The organism is Olivibacter sp. SDN3, assembly GCF_014334135.1.
GTDB lineage: Bacteria > Bacteroidota > Bacteroidia > Sphingobacteriales > Sphingobacteriaceae > Olivibacter.
Map to the genome: position 1 here is coordinate 5,462,183 of NZ_CP060497.1, position 16,654 is coordinate 5,478,836.

A 16,654-nucleotide genomic window follows, 5' to 3' on the forward strand; every position below is an offset into this window, starting at 1 on the left:
ATAAGAAAATATGTTTATTGATTCGCATAGCCGGGATTTTGATCGTCTTCGCTGATATCTTCATTTTGTCTAATTTCTTGTAAAGGAATAGGATAATATCGATGGTATGATTGAATAGTATTTGATTGCTGCGCCCAACGGTTGCGCGCCGGTACGTAGCTCGTCAATGTAGTAGTTCTGTTCAGGTCCATACGCCGCCAACCTTCAAAGCATAGTTCACGCATCCGTTCATCCAAGATATTTGTTCGAAACTCGGCCTGAGACATTCCTGCATTCCACTGCGCGCTCGCCGGCAAGGTACCGCCCCATGCTCTTTGCCGTACTGTAGTATTAACGATCTTGACCGCCTCCGCTGTTTGTCCGAGTTCATTTAACACTTCGGCGTAACATAGCAAGACATCCGCATAGCGTAGGTAAAATATATTTTTTCCCGAATTCCAGAAACTGAGCGTACCGTCTGTTCGTGGGTCTTCATACTTTTTCACGTGAGGGTCCAACTCATCGCCTCCCCAACCAGGTTGCAAAGGCGTGGGTACTCCCCGATAAGTGAAGTCATAGCGGATACTTTCTTCTTTCCGCAAATCTCCTTCTTCCCAAATACCGCCCTCACTGTTATCTTGATAAGCATAAGACGTAGGCACAAGTAGATCATATCCACCAAAATAGGCATATTGATCTACTAAAGCCACTGCTCTCGACCCCATCTGCCACTGGCATTGATTGTTATCGGGCACCACATTACTGAATTGAAATTCGTAAAGCGATTCACTGGTATTAGAATGTGCCGGATCCCACAGTTCAGCATAATCAGCCACTAAACTGTACGTACCACTGTTGACCACGGCTTCAAAATGTTCCAAAGCCTTCTCATAGCTTCTTACACCAGTCTCTTCTGGCGCATAGAGATACACTTTTCCAAGTAGCGCCTCTGCCACCCCTTTGGTTGCCCGGCGTTTATCATTTTGGGATATGGGCAAATAAGCTATTGCGTTTTCCAGATCCTGAATGATGTAGGCATAAACGGCCTCCTGAGGTTGTCTAGCTGTACCCAGCTCATCAAATCGATCCACATCAATAATTGGCACATCGCCCCAATATTGCACCATCTCAAAGGTTAGCGCCGCCCTTATAAAACTTGCTTCTCCAAGCAGAAAATTTTTCCGTTCAGGGTCCTGCTCGTTAAACTGCAAGGAGGAGATCACTCTAGCTGCAGCGGCAATTACCGGCCACCGACTATCCCATTGCTCAGCTAAGGCATTATTGCTTGGCGATAGGAAGCCGTTATAACGGTCCAGGCCGGCCTGACTGGCGTCTGTCAATACCTGATAGGCACCTTGCTGAGCTTCATCTGTACCCAATAAAAAAACAAAGCCTCCTCTATCCTTCCTCGTATTCCGCCAACTTGTATAAAGGCCTAACACCAATGGTTCAATATTATCCAGTTCACTGAAAACCTGTTCTTCCGTGAGAGCCGTTTGTGGCTCCTGTTCTAAAAAGTTGCTGCACGAAGAAACGATCAGCGTCAACAACAAGAGATTATATTTGATGAATGTTTTCATTTTTTCGTTCTTTAATATTCTATAAGCGTGAGGAACTAAAATCCGAGGTTTAATCCAAAAACGAACATCCGCGCCATCGGATAGTCGTCTCCACCGGTTGGATCATAGCCTTTATATTTGGTTATGGTAAACAAATTACTTGCGGTGGTATAGACCCGCAGATTATTGAGTTTGTATCGTTGCGTAAGTGATGAATTAAAGGTATAAGAAAGTGTCAGTGCATTCAACCGTAGAAAGGAAGCATCCTGCACGCTCCAATCCGTATCACCGGCGCCGTAACGTCCGCCGCCAAAAAAAGCTCTGGGAATATTGGTGTTGGTATTCTCGGGTGTCCATCGATTATTCATATCGTCATGGGAGGCATACATACCGCTTCCTCCCATCAATCCTTCATAAAGGTAGCTCAGGGCTTTCGCACCATAATTATAACTGAATACGGCGTTCACACTCAAACCTTTATAGGTGAGATCCGTAGAAAAACCACCGTAAAATTTAGGGTCTTTATTACCTACAACAAAGCGATCATTTTCATCAACCACGCCATTACCATCACGGTCTAGTGGAAGGATATCTCCCGGTCTGACCGTTCTTCCCCCTAGATCCATTCCATCTACACGCTCCATATCTTCCACCTGCGCAATCTTATCGAATTGATACACGAATATATTGTTTATCGACTCGCCCAGGAAAAGATTGCCTTCCCTCTGGATTTCCACACCAGTAAAGCCGCCCTGATTATAAATGGCGGTCACATCACCGTATAGCTTCGTTATCCTGTTTTTATAAGAAGAGATATTCGCACTGAAATTCCATTTCAGATCTCCTTCTGTCAAAATAGCTGCATTGGCTACAAATTCCAGTCCCTTATTCTGTAAGGCTCCTACATTGGCTATAGTATTTGAAAAACCAGAGGTAAGAGATAAAGTACGCTGCATCAGCAAATCATCGTTATTGATGTGAAAATAATCAAAGCTAAATGAAAAACGGTCGTTTAATATGGCGGCGTCCAAGCCTATATTCAGTTGCTTCTGTTTTTCCCATCTTAAGTCTTCATTACCTAGGCGCCCGTCGGATACGTAGGTCACGGAATTATTGGAGTATACCGGTCGGTATAGAGAGCGGAAAGCAAAGTCGGGAATGTTCTGGTTACCGGCAATACCATATCCGGCGCGTACTTTCAGGAGATTCACTATTCCTTTGTTGAAGAAAGCCTCTTCCGCAATATTCCAAGCTAAAGCCAACGAAGGGAACAAACCCCATTTATTATTCGGGCCAAATCGTGATGAGCCATCATACCTCGCCGTTAAAGTCGCATAATATTTGCTAGCGTAATTATAGTTAACCCGACCGATATAACTTAATAAGGAGTAAGTGGTAAAATCAGAACCTAACTCAAAACGATCGCGTAAAAAAGCACCACTTAAATATTTGTAGGAAAAATCGTCGGTAGCGAAACCTAAAGCATTTATCTGGTTGTAATTATAATTTTGTTTTGACGCACTCATGCTAAGCAAACTCGATAAATTGTGCTTCTCATTGATGGTTTTATCGTAGGTAACCGTATTATCCCATTGCCAATATAGGGTCTCATCTTTACGGTGATTCGCAGTCCCTTCAGTAGAATTCCGCAGGGATTCGCCAATATCTTTGGGCGTATACCAATAAGTTTGTTGATTTCGGAGATCGACCGATAAATTAGAGCGAACAGTCAAGCCTTCAATGGGTTGCAAGCTAATATAGTTAGTTGTCATTACCCGGTTTAAAAAGTTTTTGCCGTCAATGCGTAAACTCCTTAAAGGGTTGTAAAGATCGGTCGACTCCACATTGGCCCAACGCAGATAATTCATTTCATCATTAATGGCTAATAAAGGATTGGCATTGGCAGCAATATTAAAAACGCCATCAGATAGAAGTTCTTCTTCCGTTCTCGTCACAGACGTGCTTGTACCTACCTTGAGCCACGGTTTAATATCTTGATCGATGTTTACCTGTCCGCCATAGCGTTTATAGCTGGAGTTTTTCACTAAACCCACTTGGTCAGTAAAGTTTAACCCCAAATAAACCGACCCTGTTTCACTTCCTTTAGAAAAGTTCAGGCTATGGTTTTGTTGATTTCCGGTTCGGGTGATTTCGTCCAGCCAATTGTAGCTATGCCGCGAACGATAGGTTTCGAATTCGTAATCGGCAAAAGCTTCAGAATCATCAGACAATAATTGATCGATGTAGGCCTCGCGATCGGCATCTGGATTGTTATCCATGTACTGATTCGCAAAAGCGTCCAAACGGAGGTTGAAAATATCCTGCGCACCCATATAAGGAACCATTCTGCTGAATTCCTGTACACCATACCAGCCGTTATAGTTTACCTGCCCTTCACCTTGCCCCTTTTTGGTCGTGATCACAATCACCCCATTTGCACCCCGCGAACCGTACAAGGCCGTTGCAGACGCATCTCTTAGTACGTCAATACTGGAAATATCATCGGGGTTGATGGTATTAATGGCATCTTCTATAATCAACCCATCTACGACGTAGATCGGATTACCGCCATATTGGATAGAATTATTTCCACGCACCCGGATGCTGGCATTGCCACCAGGACGCGGATTACTTTGGATAAGCACACCGGGCAGTCGGCCTTCCATAGCCTGGTTGACCCCTGTAACTGGTAATTCCGAGAGTTTCCTGCTATCAATACTCGTCACTGCTCCCGTGAGATCACCCTTTTTAATACTAGCACCCACAATAACGATTTCATCCAGCTGGTTGGATGCCGACGATAGGCTGATATTAACCAACTCTTCAGTTGGTGTAAATTCCCGGCTATCATAACCTACTGCAGTAAAAATAATGCTCGCTCCAGCGGTTACGGACAGGTTAAACGTGCCATTTTCATCTGTACTGGTACCGTTGGAGGTGCCTTTTTCGGTAATACTTACCCCCGGAATGGTTTCTCCCGTGCTACTATCGGTTACCCTGCCTTTTAACTGTAATGGCTGCTGTGCCCATAACGGTTGCATCCCAAGCAACTCAACAACCAATAAAAAAAACACAAGGATATAAATAATTTTCGGCCTCATAGCTTAGCGTTTGGTTAAATATTTAGCGTTCAATTAGGTCTTTAATAATGGAGGTAAATTTAGGCCTACTATCCTCCTTTGAAAATGGACTAATATGATAAAAGGATGGATAATCTTATGAATTGCTCCATTCTTTTATCGGCAATGCTATACCAGGATATTACCAGCCCGGATTCTGCACAATCAAGCGCCCCCTATCAATCTCGCTTTGCGGTATAGGAAACAAATAGTAGTTGGGATGAAAGACTCTATTTTCAAATACGGTACGTTGATAAAACTCCGTATCTGTTAAGCTATTCCCTGCCTCAACATTTAAGCCATAAAAAGGCCCCCTATCGGTTTCCATCGAGACTTTCCACCGTCTCGTATCAAAGTAACGTAGCGTTTCAAAAGCCAGTTCCACCCGTCGTTCCCGTCTGATTTTTTCACGCATTTCTTCTTGTCCCAATCCGGGTTCAATACCAGGAATACCAGCACGCTCCCTAATCAAGTTCAGATACCTCAAAATATCGGGGTTTCCAGGATCATATTCATTTAATGCCTCTGCATAATTAAGGTATATTTCTCCCAAACGAATCATCACATAAGGCCTTCTTATTTCCCTACCTATTCGTGGATTGGCATTCGGATGCACAAACTTACGCACGATATAGCCGGTCTTAGAGTAATTGTACTGTCCTTCCATTCCATTATTACCGTAACGGTGCATTTCAATTACCCTATCCCCTTCTTCTTTATTAATCCACAATGAACCACTATAAACGATTGAAGCATAAAATCGTGGCTCCCTGTTAACAAACATATTGTAAGTTCCCGAGCGTGTATATTGATCGTTTTCTTCAGAAAACCCTGTCTCAATATAGCCAGACCCCTCCTCATCAATTGTTTTTCCGTTGGCCATAAAATAAGCATCTACCTGATGCTGCGTAGCGCCCATTGCAGACCATCCTCCCGCAAACCGAGGTGTATTAGCAACATCCCAGGAGCCATAGTCCCAATTTGGGCGCATAAAGATCTGTTCCACATTAAAGGGTTCTATAAAAGCATTCTGATACGACAGCAACGGGTTTAAAGAACCGTCTTCATTATACTCTTTATAAAGAGAAAAAGCATTTAAATCAATCACCGCTTTCGCCGCATCTGCGGCTAATCTCCACTTTTCAATATCATATGATTGGTTATAAAGCACCGTACCATCTTGATTTGCGAAATTGGCATAGTCGGTGTTACCGTTATTCAAAGGGCTGGCAGCATATAATAACAACCTAGCCTTTGCGGCTAAACACATTGCGCTGGTCGCTCTTCCCATATCAGCACTCGCATTGGCATGTCTTAATGGCAATACACCCGCTGCTTCATCAAGTTCCTGCGCGATATAAGCAACACAATCGTCATAAGGACTTCTTTCCAGCTGCAATTCGTCCATGGGCAGATCGGGCGGGATGATTTCACGAACAATCACCATTGGTCCATATTGCCTCAAAACACAGAAATAGAACCATGCTCTTAAAAAGCGTGCTTCGGCTATGTACTGGTTAATCAACTGTTGGCCGTTAGGCAACCGTAGTATCTCTTCATTCTGGCCTATATGCTCGATGAAATAAGAAGCCGAGCGAATGCCGCGATAATAACCCGACCAGAACTCGGCTAAATTCGAATTAGCATCCCACATACCAATGTTCATAAAATGCGATGCGTGACCATCCCAATTATAGGTCATATCGCCTTCGTCAGCAGCTCCGATCCAAGGGCTGCCACTTGCCTGGTTTCCTTCCTGCCTTATATGGGCGTATATATTTGCAAGGTACCTTTCCGACTCGTCACGTCTGTTAAAAACATCTTCAATTGTAATTCTATCGTCAGGTATCTGATCAAAAAAATCCTTCTGGCAAGCAGTAAAAATCAAGCATAGCATCATTGCTCCCAGGCTATATATTTTTTTATTAAAAAGTCTCATCTCTACTTCTATTAAAAGTTTGCTTGAATTCCTAAATTATATGTTTTTACCTGTGGATATGATATACCGTTTCCGCTTTCAATTTCCACATCCCACAAATCGAATTTACTAAAGGTCAACAGGTTAAATCCTTGCATAAATATGGTTGCTTTTTTTAATCCTATTCGGTTAATAAAACTGTTATCAATAGTATAGCCAATATCCAAGGTTTTCAGCCTTACATAACTCATATCCTGTACCCACCAAGAGCTTGCCCTATAATTCATATTTTCATCTCCGAAAGTTAATCGAGGATATAGCGGGTTAGGCAAGGGATTTTCTTCCGTCCATCTGTCTTCGATCGCGGTCAAAAGGTTTCCGCTGGACACACCTTGTGTAAAAGGGGTAAAGCCCTGGCCGGAGGTCATGATATCTACGTTTCCTGCTCCCTGAAAAAAAGCAGCCATAGAGAAGTTCTTGTAATTAAATCCAATGCGTAAACCGTATACCAATTCTGGAATCTGCCCGTATCCAATGGGCGCCTGATCATTAGCATCGATTACGCCATCACCGTTTAAATCTAAGTATTTAATATCGCCAGGCATGGTATTACCAATTTGCATCGCGTGGCTATCAATTTCGTCCTGCGACTGAAACAATCCTTCGGCAATATACCCGAACCGTTGGTCGATCCGCTGACCTTTTCGCTCCCGCCAAGGATAGTTCCAAGGTGGTAGGTCATCATCGATTACTTCATTACGATTAAACGTAACGGTACCTTGCACGTTCAATGTAAAATCTCTTGAAAGCTGACCGTTATAGGTAAGCGACGCGTCAACACCTTTATTTTCTGTCTTTCCAAGATTACCATAAGGATTATTACGCAAACCAACGTAAGCCGGTATTGCTGCACGCCTTAGGAAAGAACCTTCTCTTCGTTCATGAAAGACGTCAAACTGTAAATTCAAGGCACCACCTAATGTGTTTAGATCAATGCCCACATTGGTTTTTAGTGCCTTCTCCCAAGTGACGTCAACCGCATATTCTTCAATATCACGTCCCCAGTACTCGTTGTTATATTGATCACCAAAATGATAACCATCCGTATCTCCTACGGTGCCAATATAAGCGAAACGTCTACCTCCAATATCTGCGTTTCCAACCACCCCTCTAGAGAACCTTATCTTTCCAAGCGGTATCGCATTTTTTAAAGATTCAAAAAAAGGCTCCTCAGAGAACACCCACCCAAGGCCTACTGAGGGAAAGAAACCATAACGTTTGGAGGGCAAAAAGTTCTCGGATCCATTAAACCCAAAATTCAATTCTAAGAGGTACCTGTTGGCGTAGTCATAAGTCGCACGTCCAGCAATGCCGCGATAGCGATACGGCAGCGAACCAATTAGATCACCTGCTTGACTGTTTATGTAATCGCTCTGATTAAACAAAATCATTCCGGTTACATTATGTTTCTCAAATGATCGTACATAATTCACAGCCGCTTCCGTGTAAAAGCGGCGATTGTTTTCCTGCTCTCCTCTTTCAAAACCCAGGTAAGGATTTCCTACCCTTGTCTGCTCGAATATAAGATTTCCGTCCTCATCGCGTCCAGAAGCATAAAAAGTATCCGGTGTTCGCCGACGTAGGGCTGCGTTTTGATTGTAATAGTCAAAAGCAAACATGGCGTAAGCCGTTAAGCCCGGCGTAAGAAAACCAAAATCCTGTGTAGCACGTATGTTAGAGTTTACGCGACTTCTTGTACGGGTATTGTAACCCGATTGCGTTAACATCAGATAACCATTTCCCCCGCGTAAATCCCCAAAATAGCCATTTGAGTATACCAGTGGAAAAAGATTGGGCGGGGTGTCCATAGATTTTGAATAGATTTCATTTGTTCCATAACCGGGATAAGTTCCGTCCAAAATAAAACCTTGCACCCCTAAATCAACCGTTGTGGTACCTGTTGCTTTTAAAGATAAATTGCTGGTAAAGTTATATCGATCAACTCCTATCTTTGAATCAAACTTCTGCATATCATCCCGCTTGAGTAAACCGACTTCGCTATAATAAGCCCCAGAAACGTAAAATTGTGCACGATCACTCCCTCCGGTCATATTTAAATTCAGCCGTCTGTTTCTACCAGAATTATCGAACAGCTCATCGTTCCAATTAACGTCAGGATACAAATCAGGGTCTGATCTATTCTCAGTTTGATAAATAGCATCTTCACTATAAATTGGGTTTCGGCCACGTGTTGTGTTCGCTTCGTTTGCTAATCGCATGAATTGTGGTGCATTTACTAATTCCGGAATCTTTGTTAGTTGTGTTAATCCTTCATTGTATCCTACGGTGATACTGGTAGCCTGCACTTTTCCTTTTCTAGTATTGATAAGTATAACGCCGTTAGCACCTCTCACGCCGTATACCGCAGTAGCGGAAGCATCTTTCAGGATGGAAAAACTTTCGATATCTTCGGGATCAACGTCATCCATCGGGCGTTCTACCCCATCTACCAGTACCAAGGGATTACTGGACCCCAAACTGGAGCGGCCCCGGATCCATAAATTGGCATTATCATAACCAGGCTCCCCACTGCGTTGTACGCCCACGATCCCCGACATTCTTCCTGCTAAAACTGTTGTGAGATTACGCACGGGTGTTTTTAATTCAGTAGGTCTTACCGTAGACTGCGCGCCAATACTGGAGATTTTCCGTTGTACACCAAACCCCACCACCACCACCTCCTCCAAACTTCCTTCCTCCGTTTGTAAAGTGATATTTAGTGTGGCAGCGCCATTTACAAAGATCTCTCTAGAGACATAACCCACATAAGAAATCTGAAAAATGGCATTTTCAGCAACGTCAATTACGTATCTTCCCTGTTCATTAGTTGTAGTTCCGAGATTCGCCGCGTCTTTCACGCGGATGGAAACTCCGGGAATAGCAACACCGGCACTATCCCGAACCGTCCCCGTAACGGTTATCGTTTCCTGTGCAAAGACGTCTGTTATCAAAAACAAATGACTGATGAAGACAATGAACAGTGCCTTCATTAGTTTAACAGAACAAGAATTCATCATTAAATTTAGGGTTTAAAGGTTATGTAATCTTTTAAGTTTATTTACACGTTATTATTGGTACGGAGCAAAGGTAACGGACAATCCAAAGGGAAAAAATGGATTAAAATTATGAAAAGATGGATTATTCTATGAAATTATATGTAAATAAAAGGCTAGTCCCATGAAGTAATGAGAAATTGTTCATTACTTCATGGGACTTCTATTTATTACAGTCGAAAGACTATCGACTTTCTGATATTTTCAGCACAACGCTGGTTCGATTATTATCGAGTTGCGGATTAAAGCCAACTTTCATTAAGAATTCACCGGAATACAGCTCTTGGCTATTAATGGGTGATTGAGATTGCTTATATAAATTGATCTCTTCTAAGCGATATTGTTTTTGCGGATCTAGACCCTGCAATTTAATCGGTACTATAGACCCTTTATTCTGTCGGTAATTTACCTGATAATTGAACATCACACCTTCGCTTCTCTCTTCGTTTACATAGCAAATAGAGGCGTAATCCTGCGATCTTGGATCAGCCAATCGATACTGGTCGCCCTGCCAGATGGTAGGTTTCAGCTCATTATAGTTTTTTATCGCTTCCTGGCAAAACGCTAATTCTTCTTCGGGCAACTCACTTACTACAATGTCGAAGCCAAGTTTACCCATCATCGCCACATCTACTTTAAATTTCATGGACTGCTTTCCCCAATCGGTCACATGGTTGGAGCTGGCAATAGCCGGATAGAAGTAAGAGTACTCGTATTGCATAAATATCCGTTCAAGCGGATCGGTATTGTCGCTCGGCCAGTATTCGGTGAAATATTCGAGCGAGCCATAATCCACCCTTCCGCCTCCACCGGAGCAAAGCATCATGGGTACTTTGGGATATTTTTCACGGAATCTTTCCAACACCTTATATAAGCCACGCACATAATCGACATAGAAATTACCCTGTTCTTTTAAATAAGGAGAATGCGCATTGTAGATCACGGCATTACAATCCCATTTCACATAAGCCAGACCTGGGTTCTTCACAAAAAGATCGTCGAGAGTCTTGAACACGAAATTCTGTACTTCCGGATTCGATAAATCCAGTACCAACTGGTTTCTGAAATAGTATTCAGGACGTTCTGCTTGCTTCACTACCCAATCCGGATGCTTTTCGTACAATTCGCTCTTAGGGCTAACCATTTCGGGTTCCACCCAAATACCAAATTTTACTTCGTTATTCGACGCTTCCTTTACCAAAGAGATCAATCCATTAGGCAGCTTTTCTTTATTTTCTTCCCAATCGCCTAAAGCTGAGGTATCAGCATTGCGCGGATACTTATTACCAAACCAACCATCATCCAATAGAAAAAGATCAACGCCCAACTTCTTGGTATCTTTTAATAGTGCAAACAATTTGTTCTCGTTAAAATCAAAGTACGTGGCCTCCCAATTGTTCAGCAGTGTCAACCGCTCGCCCTTGCCGTCTAACAATTTATAATTTCTGGCCCAGTTATGTAAATTTCTACTAGCTTTCCCCATACCTTCATTAGAGAGCGTATACAAGAACTTTGGCGTAATAAAATCTTCTTGGGCTTTCAGCACATAGGTGCTGGCATAATTATTCATCCCTGCCAGTATGCGTAAATTGTCTTGCGGATCGAGCTCAAAATCGATTTTAAAATTACCGCTCCACTCCAACCCACCAAACAAAACGGTGCCCTCGTTCTCTTTGGACGGGTGCCCAAAAGAAAGCATGAAGGCCGAGGGTTGAAACAGATTTGTTCGGGCACCCAGTTTACTGTCGATCGTCTTTATACCATGTGTGAGCTTCGTTTCTTCCGGTTGCATCTCCGTAATCCAATCGCCATGATAATGTCTTAACCAGAAATCATCCGCCTTCAAACTGAGATTAGCAGAAGCATACTTGGTTAACTCAACAGGGCCTTTCTCCTGATGTTGGATAACCGCCCATTGCTCCATAACATCTTCTGCCGCGTAAACACGATAATACAACCTTACCTCGAAGGGATATACCGCATCTCTTAAATCGACTTTCAGTTCGGTAATATTTTGGTCTATTTGTTGCAGTTCGTGCCGTACATATTTTAAATCCAAAGATTGATTGCCATCGGTATGGATCACACTGATGGCGGGTTCCAACAGGTTGCGTGCTCCGGATCCGGTGTAAGCAGCCGCATACATACCCGTATAATCTCCTGTTTGTTGGTACATACCCTGTAACAATTGATACTCCTGCTTGTCCTGGAGCTTTGGTCCGAGATAAGCCATATTAAAATCCTTATTCTCTTCCACTTGCAATACCAATGCCTGGTGTTGGGTTTCCAGCACGATCTGCTGTTCTGTTTTCAGTTCCAATTGTTGCTGCTGCGCATACAGTGACATATACCCGAAAACGACGGTGAATAATAGAAAGAAAGTTTTCTTCATACTAGGTTGGTAAAATTTCATATGTGCTTTATTATTTTCATTCGAATAATTTGTTTAATTAAAGGGCAATGAAGCTTGCATGAGCCCTCTGTATCCATACCCTTTTTAAACAGTAGCTCATGCAGGTTCTATTGGTTATTCAATTTTCAAGGCGCCTTTATCTATCCTAAAGAAGCCAAATTAATGAAAAAATGGTCGCCTCACTAAAAATTGGTAAAACGGTAACTAATCTGTTGTTCATATAGTTCGCTCGGGTTTAATACCGTTGAAGGAAAAGCCGAATGATTGGGAGCGTCTGGATAATGCTGTGGTTCCAAGCATATGCCTTGGAAAGGCTTAAATGCATCATCCAAAAAGTTACCGAAATACACTTGCATTCCTGGTTGTGTTCCGCACACTTCCAGTTGCCGCCCACTCGTTTGCTCCTTTACAGTGGCCATCAAACGTAATTCCCTTTGTGGTCCAAAAGCATAATTGGCGGTAACCATTTCTTTCATAACTTCCTTCATCAATGTTGTTCTTCTTAAATCAAATAAGGTACCTTCTACCGAAGCAATTTCTCCGGTAGGAATGAAATGATCATCTGTAGGTGTATACTGGGCAGCATGAATCTGTAAAAAGTGGTCGTCAATTGTGCCACGGGCAGCTAGGTTAAAATAACTATGATTAGAGAGATTGACTATGGTAGCCGCATTAGTGGTAGCTTGGTAGGTAATCCATAATGTGTCATCATCCTTTAATGTATAGCTAATGTTAACTGAAAGCTCTCCAGGAAAGCCTTCCTCTTCTGACGGACTAACATAATGTAAGACAATATTTTGGTTGCTATGGGCTGCTGTTGTCCATATTTTGTTACTAAAGCCCGAAAAGCCACCGTGTAAGTGATGATGCCCCTTCGATTCGTTCACAGTCACCTGAATCTGCTGATCATAAAGACTGAACAGCCCGTTTTTTATGCGATTAGCATATCTTCCAAGAGTGGCACCGATATAATGCTTATCATTGCCATAACTATCGAGATCCGGATAAGACAACACGACATTAGAAAAAGAGCCGTTCCTATCGGCAACACTAATGCAGGTGATGACAGCTCCCAAATTACTGATGCCCACCCGCATACCGTTTTTGTTCGACAGGAGATATTGCTTGACCTTACTCATAACCGGATTTCAAGTGAATGCAAAAAAGGAACCATCCGGAGGTGTACAAAAGCGCCTAAGTGACTATTATTAAATGCCAACACCTCTTTCAACCGATCCGTAGCCTCTTCATATCTGCCTAAACCCAATGCTGCCAATCCGACCATATAATGGCAATGAATCCGATTTTTCCAGGACAGATCTTGATCGAAAACCAACAGATCCGGCAAAGATACTGCCATATAATCAATATTGATGATGTCATCCATATGAGCGGAACCAAAATCGTTTAACTTTTGAAAAATTTGCTTGGCATGTACGGGTTCACCGAGCTTTAACCAAGCCAAACCTTGATAGAAGATTTTATCTGGTTGCGGATCATTATAAAAAATTGCCTGTACAGGTTCGGTTTCGCCTTGGGTAGCTCGCTCAAAATAATGTTTGGCCTTACCGTTATTCCCTAATCGTTCGTAAGTGAGGCCTAATAGATAATGTACATCATTCTCTGGCGCATTCGGCAGTTTCCCTTCTCCCAAATGGTGCGGATAGCTTTCCAAGGTATGAAGCAGATGTAATGCCGTCAAATGATCCGCCTGTGATAAGGCCTGCTTAGCCAGTTCCTGCCCAGCCAATAGATATTGACTGGTCACCTTCCCTTCCCCTCCTTCCCAGGGATGGAACTTTCGTCTGGCCAATAACTCAAAAGCCTCTGCGAACCTACCTTGGAGATTCAGCAGAGTAATTCTTTCGAGATAAAGATCATCGCGTTCTATCACTAGATGCTGATGCTGATCGAGTAGCTCGAACCTTTTTTCGGGAGTTACCTGCTGAAGCTTATATAACTGATCCAACTCCATGAGCACCCGTGCATCCGTTTTATCCAAGAGAAAGGCCTCTTCCAATGTCTGCATCGCTTTGGTAAAATCCTTTTGCTGATTATAGTAGGCCAAAGCCAGATTGCGTTTAACGGTAGGGAAAGCAGGGTCTAAGGATACCGATTTCTCCCATGCAGTAATCGCCTGCTGATGTACTCTTTTATCATACCAATAATTCCCCAAATAATAATGAGCTTTCGCATCCGAAGTGCGGAGCTGCACCGCTTTCTGCAAAGCCAACATATCTTCTATCCGGTTAGGAAAACAATAATCCGATGAGCAGCTGTTCGCTATACTAAAATAGTTGTCCGCCAGTTCCGGCTCACCGGCTAAGTCAGCAATATATCCTAAATGATAATAAAGCAAGGGTGTAATATTTTCATCGCCTTTATCCTTTAAAAGGTTCAGCAAAGCCGCAGCTTCCTGATAACACCCTGCCTGCACATAGTCCAAAGCGTATTCAATACCAGTAGCTATTTTATGTTGAATCAAGGCGAGTAAGTGACTTTTGTTATCATCCGCTCCTAGCTGATCGGCTAGTTCGAGTTTTATGAGGTATTGCTCAAAGTGAACACCATAGTTAAAAGCATCGTCATGCAATATTTCTTCCGCCAGTAACAAACCTTCTTGATACTTTCCCAATTTTCGGAGGAGGATTAGCTTTACATGTAAAGCTTGTCCGCTCTGTGTGTTACGCAGTAGGGACGCTTCGATATGCTCCAGTCCCAAAGCGTAGTGCCCACGTTGTATGTCGATCCTTGCCAACATTAGATAAGCACTGTCTTTCCAGGCGGCACTCCAAACCGCCTTGTAAAAATATTCGTACGCTTCATTTATAGTCCCTTTTAATTTCAGCGTAAGTCCCAAATTATACAATACCTCACTATCATAAGGGTTTGTATTACGCATAATCAGGCGTTCCAAGGCCTTTCTGAAATAGGTTTCTGCTTGACCAAAAACTCCTCTTCTTAACCACCATAGACCCAATGCATTATTATTCCGAATATCGCCATTGTCCCTTTTTAAGGCTTCTTCATAATACACCGTGGGATCAAAGGTAGCGTGGCGGTATTGCTCTAAATGCAGACCATGTAGGTAAAGTTCCTCTGTACTGGCTATCTCATGCGGAGCCGGTGCAGATGTAGCGGGTGCTGGAAGCTCTTTTTCCTGAGATACTTCGGATTGATAATCAATCAATAAACGTCCTTCCTGATCCCATACCGACAGCACATACTCATGCACTTGCGTATCATCGATGTTCGTTATTTCATGCAAGAAAACCGATGCTGGAGACAATACCAACTGTTTCTTATAACAAGATACTTCGCCTTTCTTCAATTCAATCGTTGCATTTTCAAAAATACCCGTAACATAAACTCCTATGGTAAGCCGTTTACCGTTCAGATCCAAATGAATGGCTACATCTTTATTTGCATTTTTCACCACCCCGATTTTACTGTAGGGCATAAAATATTGCACGAAAGATTTATTCTCATTAGGTTGCAGCCAAGAGAAGTCCGGTTGATTATCGGTATATGCCCCGGTCATCAATTCAATATAGGGTCCATCTTCATCGGTTAAATTACGGTCCCAAGCCTGTCCGAAATCACCGTTTCCCCATGTCCATTGCTTTTTCCCCGGTACGGTATGATGATTGGCTACATGTAACATGCCCGCCTCGGTATCATGCTCGTAGCCTCCCATAAAATCATACTGCGATCCCACCGCCATAAAGGAGGTAGGTACGGGAATATTTTTATAGCGGGAGATATCCGTTCCTGGAGAATAATCCATTTTATAATAAGTACCCTTGGCGATCGGGAAGGAAGAGACGTCGCGCTTACCATGATCGAATACGGCATGTACGTCGGGCGGAAAAATCGACTGGTAGTGGTCGTTTACCTTAACCGCAGGGTTCGCCCACCATAGAAAAGTTTGTGGGAACAAAGTCCTGTTAGAAAGACGTGCGGCTATTTCCAAATAAGCTTTGCCGGGATATAAGGTAAAACCCGTCATTCCTTTCGTTCGGAACATAATCTCCACTTCATTTATCCATACGGTCTTCGCACCATCAGCTCGTTCTTCTATATGATATTCTACCGGAAGGTAGGTACTTGGACGATGGTGTTGCGGCCAGTTAAATTCGATACCTCCCGATATCCACGGGCCCGTCAAGCCCACCAAAGCGGGTTTTATGACCTGATTATAATACACAAAATGTCTTTTTTTGACTTTATCATAAGCCATCTGTACCCTACCTCCTAACTCGGGTAAAATCATGACTTTGAGAAAACTGTTTTCGATAAATACCGCCTGGTACGACTTATCTTCTTTCTCATCAAAAATCTTTTCCACTACCGGATGTGGGTAAACTACCCCGCTACTCCCCTGGTACACTCTCTTTTCAAGAAACATTGGATTTTTCTCCGGTTTTCCAATAGAATAAGTGGGAATGTTGATTGCTTCGGTCCAAATAGTTACTACATCTGATGTCTGCATAAGTCTTTAAAGGTTTACAAGGCAAAAATAGCTTTTGTTCTGTTCGTCAAAATGGAGAAAT

The 16,654-nt window shown here is 42.8% G+C and carries 7 protein-coding genes; all 7 read right to left on the reverse strand.

Annotated features, from left to right (window positions below; genetic code table 11):
* Window positions 1–14: 14 nt before the first annotated feature.
* Window positions 15–1,559, reverse strand: a complete 1,545-nt coding sequence (locus H8S90_RS22995; protein ID WP_187340121.1) for a RagB/SusD family nutrient uptake outer membrane protein — start codon at window positions 1,557–1,559, stop codon at window positions 15–17.
* Window positions 1,560–1,594: 35 nt separating this feature from the next.
* Entirely contained in the window at window positions 1,595–4,639 is a 3,045-nt protein-coding gene (locus tag H8S90_RS23000) for a TonB-dependent receptor (protein ID WP_187340122.1), read from the reverse strand.
* A 160-nt stretch (window positions 4,640–4,799) separates the two neighbouring features.
* Window positions 4,800–6,596, reverse strand: a complete 1,797-nt coding sequence (locus H8S90_RS23005; RefSeq protein WP_187340123.1) for a RagB/SusD family nutrient uptake outer membrane protein — start codon at window positions 6,594–6,596, stop codon at window positions 4,800–4,802.
* Between the two features lie 11 nt (window positions 6,597–6,607).
* On the reverse strand, window positions 6,608–9,652 hold the full coding sequence (locus H8S90_RS23010; protein ID WP_187340124.1) for a TonB-dependent receptor: 3,045 nt from the start codon (window positions 9,650–9,652) through the stop codon (window positions 6,608–6,610).
* Window positions 9,653–9,872: 220 nt separating this feature from the next.
* Window positions 9,873–12,080 carry an alpha-galactosidase gene (locus H8S90_RS23015; RefSeq protein WP_187340125.1) on the reverse strand — a complete coding sequence of 736 codons (2,208 nt, stop codon included), beginning with the start codon at window positions 12,078–12,080 and terminating at the stop codon, window positions 9,873–9,875.
* Between the two features lie 203 nt (window positions 12,081–12,283).
* Window positions 12,284–13,240 carry an aldose epimerase family protein gene (locus H8S90_RS23020; RefSeq protein WP_187340126.1) on the reverse strand — a complete coding sequence of 319 codons (957 nt, stop codon included), beginning with the start codon at window positions 13,238–13,240 and terminating at the stop codon, window positions 12,284–12,286.
* Entirely contained in the window at window positions 13,237–16,593 is a 3,357-nt protein-coding gene (locus tag H8S90_RS23025; protein WP_187340127.1) for a DUF5107 domain-containing protein, read from the reverse strand. Before H8S90_RS23025 ends, H8S90_RS23020 begins: the two co-directional genes overlap by 4 nt.
* Window positions 16,594–16,654 lie beyond the last annotated feature (61 nt).